This window comes from Arthrobacter sp. AQ5-05, assembly GCF_003287975.1.
GTDB lineage: Bacteria > Actinomycetota > Actinomycetes > Actinomycetales > Micrococcaceae > Paeniglutamicibacter.
In genome coordinates this window covers 43,852-69,048 of record NZ_QMKQ01000004.1, presented here as the reverse complement: position 1 = coordinate 69,048, position 25,197 = coordinate 43,852, and the positions used below count along the sequence as shown (strand labels likewise).

Genomic DNA, 25,197 nt, shown 5'->3' with positions numbered 1-25,197 from the left:
ATGCCCTCGTGACGGGTTTCCGCTCGAAGGCGCTTAGACAAACGGAAATACAGGGAGAAGAGGCGTAATACCGTGCCAGATCAATCGCACCACCGACTCACCGAAGAGTTCGGCGGGAACGAATGGCTAGTCGATGAGCTGTACCAACAGTTCCTCAAGGACAAGAACTCGGTAGACAAGAAATGGTGGGACATCTTCGCGTCCCTCAATTCGGACCAGGCCGCCGCACCCCCGGCAGCGGAGGTTCCGGTCGCGGCAACCCCGGCCCCGGCACCGGCTGCCCCTCCTGCCGCACCGCGCGCCGCAACACAGGCCCGCGTCGTTGACGTCACCGGGACCACCCCCAGCGCCTCCGCGGAATCCTCCACCGCAGGTTCCGCCGCTGCAGCCGCACCGCGCGTCCCGGCCGACCCGGCACCGGCCACCAAGTCCCAGCCGATCCCGGCGCAGCTGCCCAAGGGCACCGGCAGCTCGGCATCGGGCGAGGAAAAGCGCACCCAACTGCGCGGCCCGGCCAAGGCCATCGCCACCAACATGGAGCAGTCGCTGACCGTTCCGACGGCCACCACGGTGCGTGCGGTCCCGGCCAAGGCCCTGATCGACAACCGCGTGGTCATCAACAACCACCTCAAGCGCGCCCGTGGCGGAAAGATCTCCTTCACGCACATCATCGGCTTCGCCGTGATCCGTGCCCTGAAGCTCTTCCCCTCGCAGAACGTCACCTACGCCGAGATCGACGGCAAGCCGATGGCGATCCAGCCGGCCCACGTGAACTTCGGCATCGCCATCGACATGCCCAAGCCCGACGGCTCGCGCATGCTTGCGGTTCCCAACATCAAGGCAGCGGAAACCCTGTCCTTCTCCGAATTCTGGGAGACCTACGAAGGCCTGATCAAGCGCGCCCGCGCCAACAAGCTCACCGCCGACGACTACGCCGGCACCACGGTCTCGCTGACCAACCCCGGCGGCATCGGCACCGTGCACTCGGTGCCGCGCCTGTCCAAGGGCCAGGCCACCATCGTGGGCGTCGGCGCCCTCGAGTACCCGGCCGCCTTCCGCGGCGCCGCCGAGTCGACCGTTGCCCTGCAGGGCGTGGGCAAGGTCATCACGCTGACCTCGACCTACGACCACCGCGTCATCCAGGGCGCCGGCTCCGGCGAGTTCCTCAAGCTCGTCGAGTCGCTGCTGCTGGGCGAGCAGGGCTTCTACGACGAGATCTTCGAAGCGCTGCGCATCCCCTACGAGCCGGTCCGCTGGGCGGTCGACAACCAGGTCGACGTCGAGCTGCAGGTCAACAAGATCGCCCGCATCCAGCAGCTGATCCACTCCTACCGCGTGCGCGGCCACCTGATGGCCGACACCAACCCGCTCGAGTACGTCCAGCGCCGCCACCCGGACCTGGACATCCAGACCTACGGCCTGACGTTGTGGGACCTGGACCGCGAATGGGTCACCGGCGGCTTCGGCGGGGCCGACCGCCTGTTGCTGCGCGACATCCTCGGGGTGCTGCGCGACGCCTACTGCCGCACCATCGGCATCGAGTACATGCACATCCAGGATCCGGTGGAACGCAAGTGGTTCCAGGACGAACTGGAGCACCCGTACACCAAGCCGACCCGCGAAGAGCAGCTGCGCATCCTGGCCAAGCTGAACTCCGCGGAGGCCTTCGAGACCTTCCTGCAGACCAAGTTCGTCGGCCAGAAGCGCTTCTCCCTGGAGGGCGGCGAATCCCTGATTCCGCTGCTTGACGGCATCCTGTCCGACGCCGCCGACGCCGGCATGGAAGAGGTCGCCATCGGCATGGCCCACCGCGGCCGCCTGAACGTGCTGACCAACATCGCCGGCAAGACCTACGCACAGGTCTTCCGCGAATTCGAGGGCACCGCGACCCCGGGCTCGGTCCAGGGCTCGGGCGACGTGAAGTACCACCTGGGCACCGAGGGTTCCTTCACCTCGGACCAGGGCAACCAGACCAAGGTCTACCTGGCAGCCAACCCCTCGCACCTCGAAGCCGTGAACCCGGTCCTCGAGGGCATCGTGCGCGCCAAGCAGGACCGCGCCGGATCCAAGGACTTCAACGTCCTGCCGATCCTCGTGCACGGCGATGCAGCATTCGCGGGCCAGGGCGTGGTCGGCGAGACCCTGACGCTCTCCCAGCTCGAGGGCTACAAGACCGGCGGCACGATCCACGTGATCGTGAACAACCAGGTCGGCTTCACCACCGCCCCGACCGACTCGCGCTCCAGCGTGTACGCCACGGACGTGGCCAAGCAGGTCCAGGCACCGGTGTTCCACGTCAACGGCGACGAGCCGGAGTCCGTGGTCCACGTGGCCCAGCTGGCCTTCGCCTACCGCCAGCGCTTCAACAAGGACGTCGTCATCGACATGGTGTGCTACCGCCGCCGTGGCCACAACGAGGGCGACGACCCGTCGATGACCCAGCCGATGATGTACAACCTCATCGAGGCCAAGCGCTCGACCCGCAAGCTGTACACCGAGGCCCTCGTCGGCCGCGGCGACATCACGCAGGACGAGGCCGACCAGGCGTTGCGCGACTACCAGCAGCGGTTGGAGCGCGTCTTCGCCGAGACCCACGCGGCGCAGACCTCCCCGATCCCGGTGATCACCCCGGGCACCTCGGCCATCCACGATCTGGAGCTGCCCGCGGCCCAGCGCGAGGACGAGGCAGCCTCGATCGACGCCAAGGCCACGGCCATCACCGCCGAGACCCTGGCGCACATCGGCGCCGCCCACCTGGCCATCCCGGAGGACTTCACCGTCCACCCGAAACTCAAGGTGCTCCTGGAGCGCCGCGAGAAGATGAGCCGCGAGGGCGGGATCGACTGGGGCATGGCGGAAATCGCCGCCTTCGGCACCCTGTCCATGGAAGGCGTGCCGGTCCGCCTGGCGGGCCAGGACTCGCGACGCGGCACCTTCGTGCAGCGCCACGCGGTCTTCCACGACCGCCTCAACGGAGACGAGTGGTACCCGCTGCTGAACCTGGCCGAAGACCAGGCGAAGCTGTGGATCTACGACTCGCTGTTGAGCGAATACGCGGCCCTGGGCTTCGAATACGGTTACTCGGTCGAGCGCCCTGACGCCCTGGTGCTCTGGGAGGCCCAGTTCGGCGACTTCGTCAACGGCGCCCAGACCGTCATCGACGAGTTCATCTCCTCCGCCGAGCAGAAGTGGGGCCAGCGCTCCTCGCTGGTCATGATGCTTCCGCACGGCTACGAGGGACAGGGCCCGGACCACTCCTCGGCCCGCATCGAGCGCTTCTTGCAGATGTGCGCGGAGAACAACATGGTCGTGGCCCAGCCGTCCACCGGCGCCAACCACTTCCACCTGCTGCGCCGCCAGGCCTACGCCCGTCCGCGCAAGCCCTTGGTGATTTTCACCCCGAAGCAGCTGCTGCGCCTGAAGGCAGCGGCCTCGTCGGTGGAGGACTTCACCACGGGCACCTTCCAGGAGGTCATCCCCGACACGGCCAACCTGAACCCGGCCGACGTCGATCGCGTGCTGCTGGTTTCCGGGCGCCTGTACTACGATCTGGAAACGGCCCGCACCAAGGCCAACGACACCAAGACCGCAATCGTGCGCGTCGAGCAGCTCTACCCGCTGCCCGCCGAGGCGATCGCGGCCGAGGCGGCCAAGTACCCGAACGCCGAGCTCGTCTGGGCACAGGACGAGCCCGCCAACCAGGGTCCGTGGCCGTTCGTCGGCCTGAACCTGCCGGCCGAGCTGGGCAAGGCCGTGCGCCTGGTCTCGCGCAAGGCATCGGCGGCGACCTCCACCGGCACGCACAAGCGCCACGAGGACCAGCAGGCGCGCCTGATCACCGAGGCGTTCACCCGCTAGGGTCCGATGCCGGGCGGTCCGCACCCACGAGGTGATGTGACCGCGGAAATTGCCCTCGGGGCGGGACATCGACGGTGTCCCGCCCCGAGGTCGCTTAACCGACTGCTAATGTTGGTGCGTACGCGCCCTGAGAAAGGTCTTTCGTGGAATACCGCACTATTCGACTTACCGCCATCGGCGACGAGCTCCTGGCCGGTCACGGGGATCCGCGGGCACTGGGCTGGTACGGACGGGTGTTGGCACGCACCTCCAACACCGAGGTCCGCATCGAAAGCTACACGCTGGCCGCACCCGGGGAAGGCACCGAGGCCCTGAGCACCCGCTGGTTCGACGAGGCTTCCCGCCGCTTCGGCGAGAACGTCGACAACCGCCTGGTCATCGCGCTTTCGGACCGCGACCTGGACCTGGGCCTGTCCACCGCCCGCTCCCGGCTGAACCTGGCCAACATCCTGGACTCCGCCTCGCAGATGAGCATCAAGGCCCTGGTCGTGGGCCCGGCCCCCGGGCTTGACCCGGAACGCAATGCGCGCCTGGCCGAGCTCTCCCACGTCTACGCGGATGTGGCCACGCGCCGCAAGCACCACTACGTGGACACCTTCACCCCGCTGCAGAACCACGCCCAGTGGCGCAACGACCTCTCGGTCAACGGCGGGCTGCCCGGGCAGGCCGGCTACGGGCTGATGGCCTGGCTGGTGCTGCACCGCGGCTGGTACTCGTGGCTGGGGCTGCCCGAGCCCGGGGCCGGCTGACACGTTTTTCTCGCGGCGTACTTGTATTCTTGGGCCCGGCCGTGTGTTTATGACAGACTGGGGAAAGTCCAACTTGGGACCAGGAATTGCAAAGGAGTCCTCACATGAGCAAACGTTCACGTAAGCGTAAGGATCGCAAGCGCGGCGGAGCCAACCACGGCAAGCGCCCCAACACCTAGCCCGGACGCGGCGGTGTTCCGGCGGGCACAGACCGCAGGAACGCCTCACCCGGAAGACCAGAGGGCCGGAGCCCGTTGATCGTCAGCTGACGATGAAACGGACTCCGGCCCTCTTGCGTGCCTGGTGGCGGGCGTGGATTGATGTCGCCGACGTGTCTAGGCGTGGCCCGATTCGACGCGGATCTCGGAAATGCGGGTGATGATCTTCGACTTCAGCGTGTCCGGCGCGATCTCCTGGCAGCTGCGTCGCACGACGGAGCGGATGATGCACTCCAGGTCGTATTCCTCGGTGCACTCGGCACAGTGCTCCAAGTGGGCCTTGACCTCCGAGAGGTCCTGCAGCGACAATGCTCCGTCAAGGTACTCGTACAGACGCACGATCCGTTTGTCGTCGCAGTCTCCCAATGACTGGCAGTCCCCCATTATTTCTTCTCCGCTCCGGGCGTGGGTGCCCCTTGGGTCCTTTGTGCCACACCGATCCCGCGCTCATGCGCATAGTCGGCGAGCAATTCTCGCAATTGTTTTCGTCCCCGGTGCAACCGCGACATCACCGTGCCGATCGGCACACCGAGGATCTCCGCGGCATCCTTGTAGGGGAAGCCCTCGACGTCCACGAAGTACACCGCCAACCGGAACTCCTCGGCAATGGACTGCAGCGCGTTTTTCACGTCCGAGTCCGGCAGGTGGTCCAGGGCCTCGACCTCGGCCGAGCGCAGCCCTGCGGGCGTGTGCTCCGCGGCCTTGGCCATCTGCCAGTCCTCGACGGTGTCCGTCCCGGTGCGCAGCGGCTCGCGCTGTCGCTTGCGGTAGAGGTTGATGTAGGTGTTGGTCAGGATCCGGTACAGCCAGGCCTTCAGGTTGGTCCCGGGCTTGTACTGGTGGAAGGCCGAATACGCCTTGGTGTAGGCCTCCTGGACCAGGTCCTCGGCATCCGCGGGGTTGCGCGCCATGCGCATGGCCGCGGAATAGAGCTGGTCGACATATTGCAGTGCGTCGCGCTCGAAGCGCTCGCGGCGTTGTGCTTCGGTCTCATCGGCTACCGGTACAGTGTCGGTGCCCTGTATATTCTCGGTCATCACGGCCCAGTCTACGCGTAGCCGCGACGCACTCGGGGCCGGGGCTTCGAGCTGCAATACTCCCATATGTCCTCCGCCTCTTGCCTTGGAATCATTGTTCGACGATGGCGCAGCTGCCCGCGCCAGCGGTTGTTGCGCGTTGCGCGGTTCACGCCATACAGGAGGTAACACGCAAGCCCGCGACTCTATTCCACGCCCGGGCCCCGCCTGCGGCTAGAATTGGGGCCACGAGGGGACACCGATCGCCGGCCCACGGGCCCGGCCCCCAGCGGCACCGGCTCCAGGTGTTCCCCCTTCGCAGGTGGTTTTGCGCATCAGGCGCGAATCCACCGCCGGCGGCAACGGCGCCGCCACCGCCCATGACCCCCATTCCCGATCCCCATCCCCCGCCGCGGGCCAAATCCCGCGGCACACCCGAGACCCGGAGGCAGCCGTTGAGCACCCAAGACACCCTGGACACCGCGTGGGACGCCCCGCACCCAGAACTCCCCGTTGACGGAACCGTCATCGTTCCGGCGTCCAAGTCGTTGACCAACCGGTATCTTCTGCTCGCCGCCCTGGCCGACGGCCCCTCGCGCATCTCCAACGCGCTGGCCTCGCGCGACTCCGACCTGATGATCGGCGCCCTGCGTGCCCTGGGCACCGGCATCGAAACCCGCCAGGTGGCGGACGGAACCCTGGAGCTGCTCATCACCCCCATGGACCTGGGCACCGACATGGGTCGGGTCGACATCGACTGCGGGCTGGCCGGGACCGTCATGCGCTTCGTTCCCCCGCTGGCGGCCCTGGCCCGCGGTTCCTTCACCTTCGACGGCGACCCGCACGCCCGGCTGCGCCCCATGGCCCCGGTGCTCAACGCGCTGTCCGACCTCGGCGTCCCGCTGGCCGGGCACGGCGAACCGGGCCTGCTGCCTGCCACCGTCACCGGCACCGGGTCCCTGGCCGGGGGCCGGATCACGGTCGACGCCTCGGGTTCCTCGCAGTTCGTCAGCGCCCTGCTGCTGGTGGCGGCGCGCACCGAGCACGGCCTGGAAATCACCGCAGCCGCCGGCCGCATTGCCAGCCCCGACCACATCGAGATGACCGTGGCGACGCTGCGCGAGCTCGGCGTGGTGGTCACCCGCCCCGACGAGCGCAGCTGGAAGGTCGAGCCCGGGTCCATCAGCGCGTTCGAACGCACCATGGAACCGGATTTGTCCAACGCCGGTCCCTTCCTGGCCGCGGCCATGGTCACCGGCGGAACGGTCCGCGTCCCGCAGTGGCCCGCCTCCACCACCCAGGTCGGTGACCAGTGGCGCACCATCCTCACCCGCATGGGCGCAAGCATCACGCACCACGCGGACGGCACCTTGGAGCTCACCGGCCCGGCGGAGATCTCCGGCATCGACTATGCGGATGCCTCCGAGCTCGCCCCGACGCTGGCGGCCATCTGTGCCCTGGCCAGCGGCCCCTCCCGGCTCACCGGCATCGCGCACCTGCGCGGGCACGAGACCGACCGGCTTGCCGCGCTCGTGACCGAGATCAACAAGCTCGGCGGCAGCGCCACCGAGCTGGCGGACGGGCTGCTGATCGAACCGGCACCGCTGCACGGCGGGGCGTTCGCGACCTACGCCGACCACCGCATGGCAACCGCCGGGGCCATCATCGGCCTGGCCGTGCCCGGGGTGAAGGTCCTGGACATCGGAACCACCGCCAAGACCATGCCCGACTTCCCCGAACTTTGGACCACGCTGGCCGCCAGCGGAAAGGCCGCACACTAAGCACATGACACGCAGCACACGGGATTGGGACGAATCGGATGTCCGCATCCGCCCCAACAAAAAAGGCTCACGACCGCGCACCAAGGACCGCCCCGCCTACGAGGACGCGCTGATCGGACGCATCATCACGGTGGACCGCGGCCGCTACCGCGCAATCCTCGACGAGGACACCGAGCAGGAGCGGATCGTGATCGCCGCCCGCGCCCGCGAGCTGCGCCGCAACCCGGTGGTGCCCGGGGACTTCGTGGCACTGGTGGGAGACACCTCCGGGGAACCGGACACCCTGGCCCGCCTGGTGCGTATCCAGGACCGCTCCACCTTGCTGCGCCGCAGCGCGGATGACACCGATCCTGTCGAGCGCGTCGTGGTGGCCAACGTGGACCAGCTGGTGATCGTGGTGGCAGCGGCCAACCCGGAGCCGCGCACCGGGTTCATCGACCGGGCCATCGTCGCGGCCTTCGACGCGGGCATCGCTCCGCTGCTGTGCATCACCAAGGCCGATGTGCGCGACCCGGAGCCGTTCCTGGAAAACTACCGGCACCTGGACATCGACATCGTCGTCTCGCGCACCACCGACGAGTCCGCCACCGGCATCGACGCGCGGTCCGCCGACGGGCTTTCGGCCCGGCTGGCCGGAACCCCGGTGGAGGAGCTGCGCGAGATGCTCGCCTCCAAGGTCTCGGTGGTCATCGGGCACTCCGGCGTCGGCAAGTCCACGCTGGTCAACGCGCTCACCGGCGCCCAGCGGGCCACCGGCAACGTCAACGCCGTCACCGGGCGCGGGCGCCACACCTCCTCCTCGGCCCTGGCGCTGCGCATCGACGATGCCCCGGCCGGCTCATGGATCATCGACACCCCCGGCATCCGCTCCTTCGGGCTGGCCTTGGTGGACCCGGAGAACATCCTCAACGCCTTCGACGACCTGGTTCCGGTCGCCAACCGGTGCGCCCGCGGCTGCACGCACAAGGCCACCGAGCCCAAGTGCGCGCTGGATGCATGGGTGGCATCCGGCGAGGCCGGCCCGGTGGGCATCGCCCGGCTGGATTCCTACCGCCGGCTGCTGGGCCAGGACGAAACCACCGAGGCCAAGGAGCTCGGGGCACCCTGAGCATGCGCCGCCCGGGCGGGCCTCCGGGCCCGGCCATGCGGCCGTTCGCCGCTTTCACTGCTGCCCCCGGTGGCATCCTGCGAGGTTGGCGGGGCGCGGTGGGATAGGTTTAAGCACATGAACACCGATGTGATGACCTATAACGATGACCTGCGCCTGGCCCACGTCATCGCCGACTCGGTCGATGCCCTGACCCTCTCGCGCTTCAACGCCGTCGACCTGGTCGTGGAGACCAAGCCGGATTTGACCCCGGTCTCGGACGCCGACAAGGCGGCCGAGGAAGCCATCCGCTCACACATCTCCCGCGCCCGGCCCCGCGATGCGATCACCGGCGAGGAATTCGGCACCACCGGCAAGTCCAGCCGGCACTGGGTGATCGACCCGATCGACGGGACCAAGAACTTTGTGCGCGGAGTCCCGGTCTGGGCCACGCTGATCGCGCTGATCGACGACGGGGAGCCGGTGGTCGGCCTGGTATCCGCCCCCGCACTGAATCGCCGCTGGTGGGCCGCGAAGGACATGGGCGCCTACACCGGCCGCTCCATGGCGAGTGCCCACAAGCTGCAGGTGTCTTCGGTGGCCAAGCTCGAGGACGCCTCGATGTCCTACTCCTCGCTCACCGGGTGGAAGGAACGCGGGCAGCGCGAGAACTTCATCGAGTTGACCGACTCGCTGTGGCGCACCCGCGCCTACGGGGACTTCTGGTCCTACTGCATGGTCGCCGAGGGCGCCGTGGACCTGGCCGCCGAGCCGGAACTGAACCTCTACGACATGGCGGCCCTGGTGCCGATCGTGCGCGAGGCCGGAGGGCGCTTCACCTCGGTGGAGGGCGTTGATGGCTGCAACGGCGGCAACGCCGTGGCCAGCAACTCCCTGGTGCACGACGCCGCACTGGAAATCCTGAACGCCGGCCGCTAATGCATCCGGCACCGCTGACCAGCAGCGAGGAAAACTACCTCAAGGCGCTCTACGCGCTGACCGAATGGGAGAACGACCCGGTCACCACCGGGAACATCGCCGCGCAGCTGGGCGTGGCCCCGGCCTCTGCGACCTCGATGGTCTCCAAGCTGGCCGGCAAGGACCTTTTGGTCCACCCGCCCTACGGGGCCATCACGTTCACCGAGGCCGGACGCCTGGCCGCGCTGTCCGTGGTGCGCCGCCACCGGCTCATCGAGACCTTCCTGCTCAAGGAGCTCGGCTACGCCTGGGACGAGGTGCACGAGGAGGCCGAGCAGCTCGAGCACACCGTCTCCACCCGCTTCATCGAGGCGCTGGCCGCACGCCTGGGCCACCCGGCCGCCGACCCGCACGGGGACCCGATCCCCGGGCCCGACGGCGCCCTGGCGATCCCCCCGGCGATCAGGCTTGACCGCTTCCAACTGGCCGGCGCGGCCACCGCCGCTGTCGTGTCCCGGATCAGCGACGAGGATCCCGCGTTCCTGCGCCTGTGCACGGAACTTGGCATCTCCCCCGGGGCCACCATCAAACTGCCGCATCCGCGGATCAGCGACATCGACGCGACGATGCTGTGGGTGCTTCCCGTGCCCACCGGCGCCTAGGCGCCGGAACCGGGTGCCGGGAATGGACGAGCCGAAGACACCGGGCGGGCAGGGAACCCCGGGCAGCGCAAAGCCGTCCCGCGACGTGACCTCAAACGCCACGTCACCCACCATGTCCCGGCCAACGCCGGCACAGCAGATCACCGGCCGGAATCTCGCCGCAGTTGCGGTGGGAGGCCTGTGCGGTGCCGGCCTGCGTGTCGGCCTGGGCCTGTGGTTCCCCGACGGCCCAGGTTTCCCCGCCGCCACCTTGGCCATCAATGTCGCAGGCACCGCCGCCCTGGGCGCGCTGACCAGCTACTGGCAGGTGACCCATCGCGGGCCGGGATGGCTGCGCGCCGGCATCGGCACCGGCTTCCTGGGCGCCTTCACCACGTTTTCCGCCCTGGTCCTCTTCGCCCTCGGCGCGGCCCCGGGTGCCGCCGTGCTGGACCTGGCGATCTCGCTGGTGCTGTGCGTGGCGGCGGCCTGGGCTGCCATGGCCGTGGTTGAACGGGTGCTGGCCCGCAGGGCAAACGCGAACCCGGCACTCCCGGATGGCAGGCAGCATCCCGGTACCCCGGACGCGGGCGGGACCGCATGAACGCACTTGGCCCCGCCGGCTTCCTGCTCATTGCCCTGGCCGGGGCGTTCGGGGCCTTGCTGCGCTATCTGCTCGATGTCGTGCTCTCCGCCGCGCAGCACCGGCGTGGTGCCCCGGGCGCCCGGATCTTTCCGCTGGGCATCCTTCTGGCAAACACCCTGGCCTGCCTGCTGGTCGGCGCGGGCGCAGCGTGGGCCGCGCGACACGGATTCGCCTGGCACCCAGGAGGCCTGGATTCCTGGCCGGGACTGCTTGTCCTGGCCCTGGTCCTGGGCGTCGGCGGGGGGCTGAGCACCATGAGCACCTTCGTCGTGGCGGCCGTGTCCCTCTGGCGCTCCGGGGCCCGGGCGATGGCGGCGTCCTACACCGTGCTGACCATTGGCGCCGGACTGGCGGCCGGGCTTCTCGGCGGCCTGCTGGCGTCCCTGCTGCCCTAGCCACCACGCGGGGGGCCGCCCTTTCCCGCTGGCGGTTCGCACCGGCTCAGGCACCGCTGGGGGGGCGTCGTCGTGCGGAGTCCTAGCGCGCGGCGCGGCGCCCGGTGGCCTTCTTGCCGCCGGCCACGTGCTGGCCACGGACGGCTACGGTCAGCGCCAGGCTGACGGCTGTCAGCACGCCCATGCACACCGCCAGGATCGGTTGCCCGGCGATGGCCAGCAATCCTGCACCGGTGGCAAACAGCAAGTGTGCCAAGACCGCATGGTAGGGCTGGGGCAATCGCAGGCTCGCCTTGGGCGACATGAAAATGCCCCAGAAGACCAGCAACGGCACGACGGTGACGATGAGCGACATCGCGGGGCCCAGGGGCAGCGTCACCAGGCCCCAAATTCCCAGCGCACCGAGCAGTGCAACTTCGAGGACGAACGACACGACCATCAGTGCAACCACGATGCCACGGGGGGCGCCGCCCTGTGGCACTTCAGCAGCCTGGGCAGGCGCTGCACCGTCCCGGGCAACAGCCGTTGGCTGCTCCCCCGATGGTTGCTCGGCAGCCGGGGTTTCGGTTTTCGGCATTTCCCTGTCCGTTGCCGTGGTTTCCCGGTTCCGGGGAAGGACCGTGGCATCGGGTGCGGTCACGGTTGTGGCAACGCCCTCCGGTTCCGCCGCGGCTGCCTCCGGTTCCTGGGCCGGGCCTGGTACTGGCGTTGCGGCTGCCTCCGGTTCCTGGGCCGAGCCTGGTACTGGCGTTGCGGCGTCGTCCGAGGCGGCTGTGGTTGCCGGTTCCGGCGCAGCGGCCTTGGATTTCACCGGGGCCGGCTTGATCTCGGAGTCCTTGGCCTGCCGCGTGGCCGCAGCCGTGCGCGATGCCGCCTCGGTCGAGGACGATGCGTTGGCCTGCAACGGGCTCTTTGCCTGATCCTCGCCAGCTGCCGGATTCTTCACCGAATTTTCGATGGCCCCCGGCTGTGCCGTTTCATCCTGCTTCTTGCCTGTGGCGGGCCGGGCCGCCGGGGCCGCAGCCTGCTTGGTTGCCACACCCCCGGGCTTGCCCTGCGCGGGGGAGGTAACCGGACCTGGGGCGGCGGCCTTGGCACCCTGCTTTGGAGCATGACGCTTGGGGCCCGGGCCGCTCTTGGTCGAGGGCACGTTTGCCACCGGTGCGGGCGCCGGAGTCCTGTTGCCCTTCTCCGTCTGGGCGAGGGCAATCGGTCCGGGCTTGGGTGCCGGGAAGGTGCCGGGCGATGGCGTCTTTGCGGCCTGTGGTGCGGTGGCCGGGTTCCGGTAGCCAGGATTCGTCGCCGGGGCTGCCTTTTCCGGCTTTGGTTTGGCGGCAACGGGAGTTCCCGGTTTCGGGGGCTTCGCCACAAAGCCGGCAGGTTTGCCGACGGTTGCCGGGCTCGGCTTCGTTTTCGTCTCCACCGCGGGCGTCTGGGCCGTTGCGTTCGTCGAAGATGGCGACGTGGGTGCGGTGTTCACGGGAGAAACGGGCTTGGTGGTTCCAGCAGGTGGCGATGACTTCCCGGCCATCGGTCCGTTTGCCGCAGGAGCGGCCTTGGCAGGCGTTGGGCGCACGGTGTCGGAGGGAACGGCGTTCTTCGCCGGAACACCGTTTTTCGATGCTGGCTGCTTCGGCATGTTGGCTTTACCTCGTATGGACTCGACAATGCTCGACATGTGCCAAGCCGACAACTTACCGATCAAGTCTATGACCCCAGCCCGGATGTAGGGCAAAACATCAGGTCAGTTGGCATTTCACCGCTTTTCAAAGGCCCGGCGAAGCTCCCCGGACGATTGGCCGCCCCCGCACCCGCCCACGCCCGGTGGCATATCCGGCGCATACCCGCTTATGTCCCGCGGGCCGCGCCAGGGCCGGCCGTGTGCAGTTAAGACAAATGATCCGCGGCCCTGGAAAAGGACCGCGGATCATTTTTTTGTGGCGGGGACAGGATTTGAACCTGTGACCTCCGGGTTATGAGCCCGGCGAGCTACCGAACTGCTCCACCCCGCGTCGGTAAATACAACAGTACCAGCGCCCCTGCCCCACGCCTAATCGGCCCGTGGTTTCGTCGATCTTTCATGGTTTCCCGGCGAATGCCACCGAGAAGCACGCCAACCTCAATGGATTGCTGCATCGAAAGCCGACTTCAGCGAAATTTGCCAAGGTGACGCCGCCCACCTCCCCGGCAGGGCCCGCGGACCCTGGGCGCGGACAAGGAAAGACCCCGACCCGGTTTCCCCGGTCGGGGTCTTTCTTTCGTGGCGGGGACAGGATTTGAACCTGTGACCTCCGGGTTATGAGCCCGGCGAGCTACCGAACTGCTCCACCCCGCGGCGATATATCAATCATCGCGCACGGGGCCGGCCCGAAGCAAATCCTGGCGGTGTCGCCCTGCTCACATGTCGAGCGGGGCGACACCGGATTGCTCCGTTACCGGTGCCTTACGGAGCCGGGGACTCGGACGGTGCCGGGGCTTCCGACGGTGCAGGAGTCTCGGTGGAAGCCGGGGCGCCGGTCAACTTGTCCTGCGCTTCGGTGGCGCGTTCCAGTGCGTCTTGCAGCTTGGTCTGCTCCGCGCCGTACTTGGCGAAGTCACCCTCGGCCAGTGCGGCCTGTCCGGCCTTGATCGCGGCGTTGGCGTCGCCCAGGGCATCGGTTAGCTGCTGCTCGGCGGTCTGCGTGGACGGAGGGGTTCCGGGTTTCTCGCTGCCGCTGCCGGTTCCGGTTTCGCTGGTGACCGCGCCGCTGGTTCCCTGGAACACCTGGTCCAGGGCCTCGGCGAGCGTGTCCGCGAATCCGACCTTGTCACCGAAGGCAACAAGCACCTTGCGCAGGGTCGGATACGAGGTCTGGCCGGAGGACTGCACGTAGACCGGCTGGACGTAGAGGATGCCGCCGCCCACGGGTAGCGAGAGCAGGTTGCCGTTCTTCACTTCCGAGGCGCCCTGGCGCAGCAGGTTCAACGCCTGCGAGACCGTGGCGTTGGAGTCGAAGTTCTGCTGTGCCTGGCCGGGGCCGGGCACGGAGAGTTCACGCGGGATGGCCAGCAGCCGGAGCTTGCCGTAGCCCTCGGCCTTCACGCCGGCCTTGCTGCCGGCATCGGCCTCCGCAGCCAGGAAGCCGAACAGCACGTTGCGCTGCTGTCCTCCGGGAGCGGTCTGCGGGATGAACGTCGAGGTCAGCGAGAAGGCTTCCTTCTCCTGCTTCGGCATCTTCAGCGACAGGTAGTACGGGGGCTGCTTGATGCTCGCGTTGGACTGCGTCGGGTCACCGGGAACCGACCAAGCATCGTTGGCGTCATAGAAGCCACCGGGATCGGTCACGTGGTAGGTGGCCAAAAGCTCCCGCTGGACCTTGAACAGGTCCTCCGGGTAGCGCACGTGGCTCATCAGCTCCGCGGACATGTCCTTGTAGGACTTGATGTTCGTCGGGAAGACCTTCTGCCAGGCCTGCAGCAGCGGCTCCTCCGGTTCCCATGCGTAGAGGGTGACCGAACCGTCGTAGGCATCCACCGTGGCCTTGACCGAGTTGCGGATGTAGTTGATCTGCCCCGTCTGGGCCACCGCGCGGGTGCCGCCGGTCAGCGAGTCGGTGACCGCCGAATCCAGTGCCTGCTGCTTGGAGTACGGGTAGTTCTTCGAGGTGGTGTAGGCATCGACGATCCACTGCACACGCCCATCGACAATCGCCGGGTAGGCATTGGAATCGATGGTCAGGTACGGTGCGACCTTCTCGACGCGCTCCTTGGGGCTGCGGTCGTAGAGGATCTGCGACTCGGAGTTGATGGCGTCCGAGAGCAGAAGGTCCGTGGAGGCGAACTTCAGGGAGTAGACCAGGCGGTTGAAGAAGTTGCCCACCGAGGGCCCGCCGTCACCGGAGAAGGTGTTGCGGGTGTCCTCGCTGCCCGAACCCGAGGCCGGACGGTCCAACTCACGTGGGTCCCAGCCTTCCGGTCCGCCGACAATCGAGTAGTCAGGCGAGAGCTCACCGAAGTAGATGCGCGGTTCGTAGGTCTTGTCATTGCCCAGCACACCGGTGGTCGGGATGCCGGACAGCATGAAGTCCGGGCGGCCGCCGGCTGCCACGCGGTTGCCATAGGCGGCGACCACGCCGTAGCCGTGGGTGTAGGTGATGTGCTGGTTGACCCAGGTGTCCCCCGGGTCGACATTCAGCTCGCGCACGCCGATGACGGTGTCTTCGGTCTTGCCGTCGATGACGTAGCGGTCCACGTTCAAGGTATTGGTGAACTTGTAGTAGGTACGGAACTGCTGCAGCTGGTCAAACGCGGCGGAAACCAGGTTCGGGTCCAGCAGGCGGATGTTGGTGGTGGTCGCCGAGTCCTTGGCCAACGCGTTCTTCTGCGGGTTCAGCTGGACGTCGTAGTTGGTTTCCTCGACCGCATCCAGCCCGTAGGCCTGGCGCGTCATCTCGATGTTCTTCTGGATGAATTCGCGTTCCAGCGTCTTCTCCGAGGGGACGACCTGGTACTGCTGCACGATGAACGGGTAGATGCCCCCGGCGACGATGACCGTCACCAGCAGCATCGCGGTGCCGATGATCGGCAGGCGCCAGCGGCCCATGACGGCCCCGACGATGAAGGTCACCGCGACCAACACGGCGGCAATCGCCAGGATGGTCTTGGTCGGGATCACTGCGTGGACGTCGGTGTACAGGGCGCCGGCCACGCGGCCGTTTTGCGACAGCAGCGTCGAGTAGCGGTCGACCCAGAAGTTCACGGCCTGCAGCAGCAGGAAGCCCACGGCGAAGACCGCGATGTGGATGCGGGCGGGCTTGCCGATGACAACGCCGCCGCGCTCCTCGATGCGGATGCCTCCGTAGAGGTAGTGGGTCAACAGGCCGGCGATCCCGGCAATGAGCACCACGGAGATCAGGTACCCGGTCAGCAGGCCGATGAACGGCAGCGAGAACATGTAGAAGGCCAGGTCCATGCCGAACTGCGGATCGGTCTCACCGAAGTCGACCTGGTTGAAGAAGAGCAGCACTTCCTTCCACTGGGAGGTGACCGCGGTGGCGGCAAAGATGCCGATCACCACCGGCACGCCGATCATCAGCAGGCGGCGCATCGGCTCGAGCTGCGACTGGTACTTGGACATGTTGTCCTGGCGCTGCCCGTCCGGGGCGTAGACCGGCCGCGAACGGTAGGCCAGGCGCAGGGAGATCCAGGTTGCCGCGCCCATGAGGAGGAAGGCGACCACGAAGATCGCTGCCTTGGACAGGTACTCGGTCCAGAACACGCGTTCGAAGCCGAGCTGGTTGTACCACAGCACATCCGCGTAAACGCTGGAGACGAACACGAAAACGGCGACCAGGATGCCGATCACGATGATCGTGGGCATCAGCGGGGATGGGCGTCGCTGGTGCGGCTGCGGGTCGGGACGTCCTTCGGGACCCCGCGGGGGCCCTCCGAAGGGACTGCCGGTGCCAAAACTCAATTTATACCTCTACCGTTGGAACGATTGGCGCGCACAATACGCACCGGAAGTGTGTCTTTGTTCTCTATTCTGCCTTGCTTGGACGCCCGGCGGGGCACCCCAAAGGATGATGTCGCACAAATGTGAGCCGATTGTGATCCGGCCCCCGTTTTCGCCCCCATCCCCGCACGGGGGGAACCGCCGGTGCTAGCCGCAGCCGGGGAAGGATGCCGGGTCCTTGCCCGCACCGATCCCCTCGACCGCCGCGCGCGCCTCGGAGAGCGTGGCCACCTTGATGACATCGAGCCCCGCGGGGATCCTGCCCACCACGTCGGGGCAGTTCTCCGCCGGGGCCAAGAAGTACGCCGCTCCCTGGTCCCGGGCGCCGACGAGTTTCTGCGCGATGCCGCCGATCGGCTCGACCTTGCCGTCGGCGGTGATGGCGCCGGTCCCGGCAAAGTGCTTGCCCCCGGTCATCTCGCCCGGGGTGAGCTGGTCGACGATCGCCAGGGCAAACATCATCCCGGCGCTGGGCCCGCCGACGTTCTCCAGCCCGAAAGTGGCCTGCAGCGGGAAGTCGAAGCTGCCCGAGAGCAGGATTCCCAGCTGGCGCTGGCCTCCGGCTCCCTCGGTGGTGGACACCGTGACCGTCTGCGGCTTTCCGTCGCGCACGATCCCCAGCTCGCTGGGCTTCGCGCCGGCGGCATCGAGCTGCTTCTTGAGCGTTTCCAGGTCGGCGATCTTGTGTCCGTTGATGGTTTCGAGCCGGTCGGAGATCTTCAGCACGCCGGAATTCTGCTGGGTCGCGAATCCCACGACGCCCAGGTGGCTGGAGAAGGGGATCTCCAGCTCGTGTAGGGCGGCGGCGGTGGAGAGCTGCTGCGAGTCGTCCATCATCACGGTGTTCTGTTCGCTCTGCTCGGAGGTGGTGGTCCCCCGCGGCAGCACCATTTCCTCGGGCACCACGTCCTGGCGCGGATCGATCCAGCCCCACAGCACGTTGAAGAAAGGCAGCCGCGCCTGGCCCCCGCCCTGGACATACACCGTGGTCATGTCCAGCTCGCCGGAGGTCGGGTAGGTCGTCTTGCCGGTGATGCTCAGGAGTTTGGTCCCCTCGACGGACCCGACGGTGTTCAGTGCCGGGCCGGCGGATTCGACCACGAAGTGGGTCGGCAGCAGCGTCGCGGCCGCGATCAGCACCATCGTGATCCAGCCGGCAACCGCGCGGTTGCGCCGCATCCGTGCCGTCCCGGGGTCCGGTTCGGGCCACCGGCGCAGCAACGGGGAGTGGTCGGCGCCGTCCGGTCCAGGGTGCGTTCCTTCGGTCCCCCCGGCGTTCCGGCCGGCCCGGTCCCCGGCTCCTTCATGCACTGCTGGCACGATTCCCTCTTTCATGGCTGGTCTCTCGAACCCGCGGAGCGAGGCGTGCGCCGCGCGCCACGAGCAGCCTCAAGCCTACAAGCCCGTGCCGCTGCGGCCGCCTGCGGCACGGGTGCGGAGCGCGGCTTCACAGCAGTTTCCGATGTGCCCACAGCGAACTGCCAACCCGGATCTTGGGCCGATCCCCGGACCCGGGGGTACCGTTGAACCATGGCTGAGAATCCCCCTTCAAACCGACCCGACGACTCCGGCAACGACGACGAGAACCCGAAGGATCCGTTCTCCGAGATGTTCGGCTCGCTCTTTGGCGGCGCCGGCGGATTCGACCCGAAGAACCTTCCCGAGGGCCTGGGCGAGGCCATGGGCCTGTCCAACAACCCCGAGGCCATGGCGCAGATGATGGCGCAGGCCCAGGCCATGATGGCCGCCATGTCCCAGGGCGGCTCCGGTCCGGTGAACTGGAAGATGGCCACCGACGCGGCGCGCCAGGCCATCGCCAAGGACGACCCGTCGATTTCCGCCTCCCGCGCCGCCGCGGTGGCATCCGCCGCCCGGCTGGCCGAGATGTGGCTCGATGCCGCCACCGTGTTCGAGGCCGACGGCAGCGAGTGCCGCGCCTTCTCCCGCTCCGAGTGGGTCGAGAAGACCATGCCGGTGTGGAAGTCGCTGACCACACCGGTCGCCGAGTCCGTCGGCAAGGCCATCACCTCCGCACTGTCCGAGCAGATCCCCGAGCAGATGCGCCCCATGATGGGCGGGGCACAGGGCATGCTCCAGTCCCTGGGGGGAACCATGTTCGGCATGCAGCTGGGCACGGCCGTCGGCGGTCTGGCCAAGGACGTGCTGGGCGCCACCGACATCGGGCTTCCGCTGGCCGGCTCGACCCCCGCGCTGGTGCCGGCCAACCTCGCGGCGTTCGGCGAGGGCTTGGAGGTTCCCGAGCAGGAGATCCTGCTTTTTGCCGCGCTGCGCGAATGCGCCCACGCCCGCTTGTTCAACCGCGTGCCGTGGCTGCGCTCCACGGTGATTTCCGCCGTGGAGGCCTACGCCCGCGGCATCCACATCGACATGTCGCGCATCGAGGAAGCCGTGCGGGACATCGACCCGAGCAATCCCGAGTCCTTCCAGTCCCTGATGGGCGAGGGGCTCTTCATGCCCAAGCGCACCGACGCGCAGGAAACCGCGCTGGCCAAGCTCGAGCTGGTGCTTGCACTGATCGAGGGCTGGGTCGACGAGGTCGTCGCGGCCGCCGCGGTGAACCTGCCCCAGGCAACCCGGCTGCGCGAAACCATCCGGCGCCGCCGGGCCACCGGTGGACCGGCGGAAAACGCGTTCGCCTCGCTGGTGGGACTGGAATTGCGTCCGCGGCGCCTGCGCGAAGCGGCGGCCCTCTGGGCGCACCTTTTGACCGAGCGCGGCCAGGAGGGGCGCGACGCCGTGTGGGCGCACCCCGATCTGCTGCCGACCGAAGAGGACCTGGTGGACCCGACGGGATTCACTTCACGCCGGGAGTTGGCCGCGGCCGACATGGATGACATCGACGCCGCGCTGAGCAAGCTGCTCGACGGCGGGTTCGACGAGCCCGCGGCGGGCGGGGACGGCACCGGCGATCCCGACGGAACCGACAAGGGTCCAGAAGCGGACAACCCCACGGACCCCACGGACAGCTCCACGGACAAGTAGTCCGCCGGCGGTCGCTCCACCGGTTTTGGGCAAAGGGTGCCGGCGCTTTGAGCGCCGGCACCCTTTCGCGTTTCCCGGTGGAACCGGCCACCGGGTCGAATCAGCCGAACAACCGGTACGGATCCTCCGCTTCCCCGCCGCGGACACCCCCGTTGGAACCGTCCGGGGCTCCGGGGCCACCGAGCTCGTCCAGGTCCCCGAAATCGTCGAAATCGTCTTCCGCGTCCAACAGCTGTGCCGGTTGCGCCGCGGCATTCTTGGCCGTGTGGAAGCCGTGGCTGGCCCCGGACAGGAAGATGTTGGCATCGTGCACCCGCGGGTAGCGCGACAAGGCGGCCTTGAACCGCGGGCCGTGGCCGTCGCGCGGCTCCACCAGGTGGGCCAGTTCGTGGGCCAGCACGTAGTCCTGCACCCACTGCGGCATCGACCTGAGCCTGTCCGAGAGCCGGATCCGCCGGGTCAGGAGGCTGGCCGAACCCCAGCGCGAGTTCTGGTTCGAGACCCAGCGCACCGACGCCGGTGCGGCCAGGCGTCCGAAAAGCGCTGCATCCATGGCATGCGCCCGGGCCAGCAGCACGGCGTCGGGGTCCGCCCCGGTGCCGCGGACGACCTTGCGCATGACCTTCTTGACCATGTCCGCCACCAGCATGCGCTCGGCGTGCTCGGTGAGGCCCGCGGGCACGGAGACCACCATGGTGTCCTGCTTCCATGCCCCGGAGATCGTCTTCTTGCGCCGGGCCGAACGCACCACGCGAATGGGGGTGCCTGTCTCGTCCACGTATTCGATGGTGGATGGTTGGGTGCGCATGTTGGTGTCCTTTCCGCCGCGCATTTGCTGCCGTTTTCCTGTCGTCCGCGGCCCTTGCCCGGTGCAGCTGCGCCCGTGCCTGCGCCGCGGCCGCACCGCTTTCCCGCTCCGGGGTGTGGATAACCGCGGCGGCGTTCGCGGCCCGGTGCCACGATGGGTTCATGCAGGGCACCGGCCACGAGGATTCGCGCCGGGGCCGCCGTTCCCGAAGGAGCAACATCATGAGGATCAACCCGGGCTTGCAGGTACTCAGCCTAATGGAGGGCGTGGTGCAAATCGGCACCGGGCAGCGCGCCCGGTGGATAACCGGCCTGAGCGCGGCCGAAAAGCGGTTTGTGCTCTCCCTGTGCACCGACGGGCAAGGCCCTGCGGCACCCCCGGACCAGGCGAAGGAGCGGCCGAAGGAGCAGGTGCCCGATGCCACCCGGCGCAGCGAGATCCTGGCGATGCTGGCCCCGGTGCTGTTGGATACCCCCACCCGGAACTCGCCCGGCGCCCGGCCGGGATCCGGCCACGGACTCGGCGCGCGGCTGGTGCCCGATGTGCGGCAGTGGAGCGCTGCGTACCAGATGGACGCGGCCGAGGTGCTCGAACGCCGGGCCGGGGCCCGGGTCGCGCTGCAGGGATGCGGGAGGATGGGCCAGCTGTTGGCGCACATCCTGGCCGCGGCGGGCGTCGGTTCCCTGATGCTCAGCGACGCGGCGGCGATGGATGCCGGGGATCTGGGCGCCGGGACCACCGGCATCGGCAGCGTCGGCACCTCGCGGGCCCGCGCCACGGCCCGTGCGCTGGCGCCCCTGTACCCGCACCTGGTGGTGGCCGAGACCGGGCATCGGAGCCCGGATGCCCCTCCGCTGGACATGGCGGTGGTGATCTCCGGCGGCATGCTCCCGCCGTTGGGATCGCTGGCCACGGATGCCGCGGTGCTGCCGGTGCTGTTCACCGATTCGGGGATGAACCTCGGCCCGCTGTGCCTTCCGGGATTGACCATGTGCGAGCGCTGCGTGTGGGAACAGTGCGACCCGACGCTGCGGCTGCTCGCCGATGCCGGGGTGGGCGCGCGGGCCCCGGGGCTGCGCCCGGAGGCGTCGCTGGCCGCCGTCGCCGCGGGGATGGCCGCGATGCAGGTGCTGATGGTGCTGGACCGCATCAACATCCCCTCCGCCGCAGGCTCGATGCTCGTGTGCGACCTGCCCACCGGGTCCACCACCATGGTTCCGGCCAAGACCCGGCCGCACTGCAACTGCCTGGATTCGCTGGCCGCCTGAGCACACGCCGCCGTGCGAGGGCCGGATGGAAGTTCGCTCCGCCGGGCGCGTGGGTGCCGGTCAGTCCGGCGTTTCCCCGCCCAGGATCGCCAGCACCGCCTCGCCGTAGCGCTCCAGCTTGCCCTTGCCGACCCCCGAAACCCGGCCCAGGTCCGAGAGCCCGGAAGGCTTCGCCTCGGCGATCGCCATCAGCGTCGCATCGGTGAAGACCACGAAGGCCGGCAGCGAGTTGGCTTGGGCCACCGACAGCCGCCAGGCGCGCAGGGATTCGAACACGGCCTCGTCGTATCCGGCGGGGCAGTTCCCGCAGCGGCCCAGCTTCCGCTCGGTGGCGGAAGTCAGCAGCGTGCCGCAGACCCGGCACATCGGCGGGCCGGCCGGGGCCCGTCGCCGGCTGGCCCGCGGGGCCGAAGCCACCGAAGAGGTTCCCGCCGGGCGCAGCCCGTCCAGGAAGCGCGAGGGCCGCCGGTTGGCCCGTCCCCCGGGGGTGCGGGCCAGGGACCAGGACAGGCCCAGGTGCATGCGGGCGCGGGTGATGCCCACGTAGAGCAGCCGGCGTTCCTCGTCGTACCCGGCCTGGTCATCGGCGAAGGAGATCGGCATCAGGCCCTCGGAGAGACCGACCAGGAACACCGCGTCCCATTCCAGGCCCTTGGCCGCGTGCAGCGAGGCCAGCGTGACGCCCTGCAGCGTGGGCGCGTGCTGGCTGGCGGCGCGCTCCTCGAGCTCGGCGACGAAGAGCCCCAGGGTGAACGGGGTCTCGGCCCCGGCGCGCGCCTCGGCCATCTCGTCGGCGAGCGCCACCAGGGCGGAGAGCGACTCCCACTTCTCGCGCACCGCGCCGGAGGCGGCCGGGGCCGTGGCGCTGTAGCCCAGGGACACCAGGATGTCGCGGGTCAGCTTCGGGACCGAGTCGCCGTCGGCCTCGGTGGTGGCGTGGCGGGCGGCGGAGCGCAATTGCAGCATCGCGTCGCGGACCTCGCGCCGGGCGAAGAAGCGTTCCCCGCCGCGCAGCAGGTAGCCGACACCGGCGGCGGCCAGTGCCTGCTCGTAGGCGGCGGACTGGCCGTTGGTCCGGTACAGGATCGCGATTTCCGCAGCCGGTGTCCCGGCACTGATGAGCTTCTTGATGCGTGCGGCGATCTCCGCGGCCTCGGCCTCGTCGTCCTTCGCCTCGAAGAAGCTCGGTTCCGGGCCGTTCTCGCGCTGGGCGATCAGTTCCAGCGGCGTGGGCCAGGGGTGGTCGCGGTCCGGGACCCCGGGCTCGGGGCGGCGGGCGGCCAGCACCCGGTTGGCCAGGTGCACCACCTGCGGGGTGGAACGGTAGTCGCGCACCAGCCTGACCACCGGGGCGTGCTCGTAGCGCGCGGTGAAGTCCAAAAGGTGCCGCGGGGTGGCGCCGGTGAAGGAGTAGATGGTCTGGGAGGCGTCTCCCACCACGCACAGCTCGTCGCGCCCGCCGAGCCACAAATCCAGCAGGCGCTGCTGCAGCGGGGAAACGTCCTGGTACTCGTCGACCACGAAATGCCGGTATTGTTCGCGCACCGAGGCCGCGACCCGCTCGTCGTCCTCCAGGATCGCGACGGTGAGCAGCAAAACGTCCTCGAAGTCGATGTACTGCCGGTCGGTCTTCACGTCCTCGTAGGACTGGAAGATCCGCGCGACGGTGGTCGGGTCCAGCCCGCCGGGTTCACCTCGGTCGGCCACCGCGGCGGCGGCAACGTAGGACTCGGGGGTCAGCATCGAGACCTTCGCCCATTCGATCTCGCTGGCCAGGTCGCGCACCGTGGCGCGGTCGGCGTTGGTGCGCAGGCGGCGTGCCGCCTCGGTGATCAGTGGCGCCTTGTAGTCGACGATGTTGGGCAGGTTCCCGCCGATGGCCTGCGGCCAGAAGTATTGCAGCTGGCGCAGCGCGGCGGCGTGGAAGGTGCGGGTCTGCACGGCCCCGGCGCCCAGTTCCCGCAGCCGGGAGCGCATTTCCGCAGCGGCCCGGGCGGTGAAGGTCACCGCGAGCATGGAGGAGGGCTTGTACACCCCGGTGTGCACGCCGTAGGCGATGCGGTGGGTGATGGCGCGGGTCTTGCCGGTGCCGGCCCCGGCCAGCACGCACAGCGGTCCGCGCAGCGTCGTGGCGACCATGCGCTGTTCATCGTCAAGCCCGCCGAGGATCCGGTCCTCCAGGGCGCTGGTTCCGGTTGCTTCGCCCATGTCCTAGTTTTCCAGGCGTTCGGGTTCGGGCAGCACGCCGCCGAACCAGTGCTCGATCAGTGCGCTGGCGATCGAGGCGCCCGAGGGCACCGCGATGGCGCCGGAGCGGACCTCGGCGGCCAGCTGTTCACGGGTGAACCAACGCAGGTCGATGATTTCCACCCCGTCGGGCAAAAGCTCGGTGCCCACCGCGGTGGCGGTGAACCCGAGCATCAGCGAGCGCGGGAAGGGCCAGGGCTGCGAACCCATGTAGCGGGGGTTGTGCACGATGACCCCGGATTCCTCGGCGACCTCGCGGATGACCGCGGATTCCAGGGATTCCCCGGGCTCGACGAACCCGGCCAGGGTGGAGAAGCGGGTGCCGCCCCAGGCCTTGTTGGCGCCAAGCAGCAGCCGGTCGTCCTCGTCGGTGATGGCCACGATGACGGCAGGGTCGGTTCGCGGGAAGTGCTCGAGGTCTTCCGCGGGACAGTGCTTGACCCAGCCGGAGTCGCGCAAGTCCAGCTTCCCGCCGCAGCCCGGGCAGAAGTTCATCGTGTGGTTCCAGTTGGCGATGGCCACCGCTTCGACGAAGAGGCCGGCATCGCGCGCGCCCAGCCCGGCGGCGACATCGCGCAGGCCCAGCCACTGCTCCGGATGGGTGGCGGCCGTGCCCGCCGCGCCGTCGGCCGAGGCCGGGGCTTCTGCGAAGGAATGCAGCACGATTTCGGTGCTGCCGTCCGAGCCCAGGTAGATCTCGGTCCCGCCGGCCGGCACCTGCGTGCCTTGAAGCAGCACCAGTTCCCCGTCGAGGACCCGGGCGCGGCCACCGATCATCAAGAGGTACCGGGTTTCGGGATCCGCGCGCAGCCCATCGAGCCAGCCGGGCTGGATCCGTCGTTCGCAGCCGCGGTCGATGGCGGTGCGGGCCAGGGGCAGGACCCCTAGCTCGGGGTGGCTGGTCACGGGTTGCTGCACGGTATCGCTCATAGCATCAACCGTACTGACCTCCGCGCCCCAACGCATACTCCGGGGCCCCGGTTGTGGCTATCGGCGCATCCGCCGCGGCGCGGGTCCGGCCGCCGGGCCGGGCCGCGGGAGTGCGCGAAAGCCGGCGGCGGGCGGGGA

Annotated in this window: 20 protein-coding genes and 2 tRNA genes; 12 read left to right on the top strand and 10 right to left on the bottom strand. The window is 68.7% G+C overall.

Annotation, left to right across the window (positions count from 1 at the left end; translation table 11 throughout):
* The first annotated feature begins 72 nt into the window (after positions 1-72).
* The 3 genes from DQ353_RS06045 to DQ353_RS22700 all read left to right on the top strand — a co-directional run bounded on the left by DQ353_RS06045 (position 73) and on the right by DQ353_RS22700 (position 4,786).
* Positions 73-3,858, top strand: a complete 3,786-nt coding sequence (locus DQ353_RS06045; RefSeq protein ID WP_113761884.1) for a multifunctional oxoglutarate decarboxylase/oxoglutarate dehydrogenase thiamine pyrophosphate-binding subunit/dihydrolipoyllysine-residue succinyltransferase subunit — start codon at positions 73-75, stop codon at positions 3,856-3,858.
* A gap of 143 nt (positions 3,859-4,001) precedes the next feature.
* A complete protein-coding gene (locus DQ353_RS06040; RefSeq protein WP_071213123.1) occupies positions 4,002-4,607 on the top strand; it encodes a GDSL-type esterase/lipase family protein in 606 nt (201 codons plus the stop codon).
* Between the two features lie 104 nt (positions 4,608-4,711).
* Complete coding sequence (locus DQ353_RS22700; protein WP_372342882.1) at positions 4,712-4,786, top strand: 50S ribosomal protein bL37; 75 nt, start codon at positions 4,712-4,714, stop codon at positions 4,784-4,786.
* A gap of 156 nt (positions 4,787-4,942) precedes the next feature.
* Here DQ353_RS22700 and rsrA read toward each other — a convergent pair whose 3' ends face one another.
* Both rsrA and DQ353_RS06030 read right to left on the bottom strand, forming a co-directional pair.
* The gene (rsrA, locus tag DQ353_RS06035; protein ID WP_071213122.1) at positions 4,943-5,209 is read right to left on the bottom strand and encodes a mycothiol system anti-sigma-R factor; all 267 of its coding nucleotides are present in this window, start codon (positions 5,207-5,209) and stop codon (positions 4,943-4,945) included.
* Entirely contained in the window at positions 5,209-5,862 is a 654-nt protein-coding gene (locus DQ353_RS06030) for a sigma-70 family RNA polymerase sigma factor (protein ID WP_181578273.1), read from the bottom strand. Before DQ353_RS06030 ends, rsrA begins: the two co-directional genes overlap by 1 nt.
* 434 nt (positions 5,863-6,296) lie before the next feature.
* On the opposite strand from DQ353_RS06030, the gene aroA reads away from it, so the two are divergent.
* The 6 genes from aroA to DQ353_RS06000 all read left to right on the top strand — a co-directional run bounded on the left by aroA (position 6,297) and on the right by DQ353_RS06000 (position 11,309).
* A complete protein-coding gene (gene aroA / locus DQ353_RS06025; protein ID WP_286166648.1) occupies positions 6,297-7,622 on the top strand; it encodes a 3-phosphoshikimate 1-carboxyvinyltransferase in 1,326 nt (441 codons plus the stop codon).
* 4 nt (positions 7,623-7,626) lie between these two features.
* A complete protein-coding gene (gene rsgA / locus DQ353_RS06020; RefSeq protein ID WP_113761881.1) occupies positions 7,627-8,730 on the top strand; it encodes a ribosome small subunit-dependent GTPase A in 1,104 nt (367 codons plus the stop codon).
* Positions 8,731-8,847: 117 nt separating this feature from the next.
* Positions 8,848-9,648 carry a histidinol-phosphatase gene (gene hisN / locus DQ353_RS06015; RefSeq protein WP_113761880.1) on the top strand — a complete coding sequence of 267 codons (801 nt, stop codon included), beginning with the start codon at positions 8,848-8,850 and terminating at the stop codon, positions 9,646-9,648.
* Positions 9,648-10,289 (top strand): metal-dependent transcriptional regulator, encoded by a 642-nt coding sequence (locus DQ353_RS06010; RefSeq protein WP_113761879.1) that lies wholly within the window; start codon positions 9,648-9,650, stop codon positions 10,287-10,289. The genes hisN and DQ353_RS06010 overlap by 1 nt, the downstream gene beginning before the upstream one ends.
* Positions 10,290-10,311: 22 nt before the next feature.
* Positions 10,312-10,872 carry a fluoride efflux transporter FluC gene (locus DQ353_RS06005; protein WP_286166646.1) on the top strand — a complete coding sequence of 187 codons (561 nt, stop codon included), beginning with the start codon at positions 10,312-10,314 and terminating at the stop codon, positions 10,870-10,872.
* Positions 10,869-11,309 carry a fluoride efflux transporter FluC gene (locus DQ353_RS06000; RefSeq protein ID WP_113761878.1) on the top strand — a complete coding sequence of 147 codons (441 nt, stop codon included), beginning with the start codon at positions 10,869-10,871 and terminating at the stop codon, positions 11,307-11,309. The genes DQ353_RS06005 and DQ353_RS06000 overlap by 4 nt, the downstream gene beginning before the upstream one ends.
* 82 nt (positions 11,310-11,391) lie before the next feature.
* Here DQ353_RS06000 and DQ353_RS21575 read toward each other — a convergent pair whose 3' ends face one another.
* A complete protein-coding gene (locus DQ353_RS21575) occupies positions 11,392-12,348 on the bottom strand; it encodes a YrdB family protein (RefSeq protein WP_181578272.1) in 957 nt (318 codons plus the stop codon).
* 343 nt (positions 12,349-12,691) lie between these two features.
* On the opposite strand from DQ353_RS21575, the gene DQ353_RS21570 reads away from it, so the two are divergent.
* The gene (locus DQ353_RS21570) at positions 12,692-13,039 is read left to right on the top strand and encodes a hypothetical protein (protein ID WP_181578271.1); all 348 of its coding nucleotides are present in this window, start codon (positions 12,692-12,694) and stop codon (positions 13,037-13,039) included.
* 208 nt (positions 13,040-13,247) lie between these two features.
* Here the strand turns inward: DQ353_RS21570 and DQ353_RS05990 are convergent.
* The 4 genes from DQ353_RS05990 to DQ353_RS05975 form a co-directional block, all read right to left on the bottom strand.
* Positions 13,248-13,321 (bottom strand) — tRNA-Met (locus DQ353_RS05990).
* A gap of 249 nt (positions 13,322-13,570) precedes the next feature.
* A tRNA-Met gene (locus DQ353_RS05985) sits at positions 13,571-13,644 on the bottom strand.
* A gap of 108 nt (positions 13,645-13,752) precedes the next feature.
* On the bottom strand, positions 13,753-16,668 hold the full coding sequence (locus DQ353_RS05980; protein ID WP_113761876.1) for a UPF0182 family membrane protein: 2,916 nt from the start codon (positions 16,666-16,668) through the stop codon (positions 13,753-13,755).
* Positions 16,669-16,950: 282 nt separating this feature from the next.
* Positions 16,951-18,138: a YlbL family protein gene (locus DQ353_RS05975; protein WP_113761875.1), complete on the bottom strand. Its 1,188-nt coding sequence runs from the start codon at positions 18,136-18,138 to the stop codon at positions 16,951-16,953.
* Positions 18,139-18,333: 195 nt separating this feature from the next.
* Here DQ353_RS05975 and DQ353_RS05970 point away from each other — a divergent pair, with 195 nt between their 5' ends.
* Entirely contained in the window at positions 18,334-19,806 is a 1,473-nt protein-coding gene (locus DQ353_RS05970; protein WP_113761874.1) for a zinc-dependent metalloprotease, read from the top strand.
* Positions 19,807-19,906: 100 nt separating this feature from the next.
* Here the strand turns inward: DQ353_RS05970 and DQ353_RS05965 are convergent, their stop codons facing one another.
* Positions 19,907-20,614 carry a M48 metallopeptidase family protein gene (locus tag DQ353_RS05965; protein WP_181578269.1) on the bottom strand — a complete coding sequence of 236 codons (708 nt, stop codon included), beginning with the start codon at positions 20,612-20,614 and terminating at the stop codon, positions 19,907-19,909.
* 221 nt (positions 20,615-20,835) lie between these two features.
* Here DQ353_RS05965 and DQ353_RS05960 point away from each other — a divergent pair, with 221 nt between their 5' ends.
* Positions 20,836-21,882 carry a ThiF family adenylyltransferase gene (locus DQ353_RS05960; protein WP_181578268.1) on the top strand — a complete coding sequence of 349 codons (1,047 nt, stop codon included), beginning with the start codon at positions 20,836-20,838 and terminating at the stop codon, positions 21,880-21,882.
* Between the two features lie 60 nt (positions 21,883-21,942).
* Here the strand turns inward: DQ353_RS05960 and DQ353_RS05955 are convergent, their stop codons facing one another.
* On the bottom strand, positions 21,943-24,090 hold the full coding sequence (locus tag DQ353_RS05955) for an ATP-dependent DNA helicase UvrD2 (protein WP_113761873.1): 2,148 nt from the start codon (positions 24,088-24,090) through the stop codon (positions 21,943-21,945).
* 3 nt (positions 24,091-24,093) lie between these two features.
* Positions 24,094-25,059, bottom strand: a complete 966-nt coding sequence (gene nudC / locus DQ353_RS05950; protein WP_113761872.1) for an NAD(+) diphosphatase — start codon at positions 25,057-25,059, stop codon at positions 24,094-24,096.
* Between the last annotated feature and the right edge of the window lie 138 nt (positions 25,060-25,197).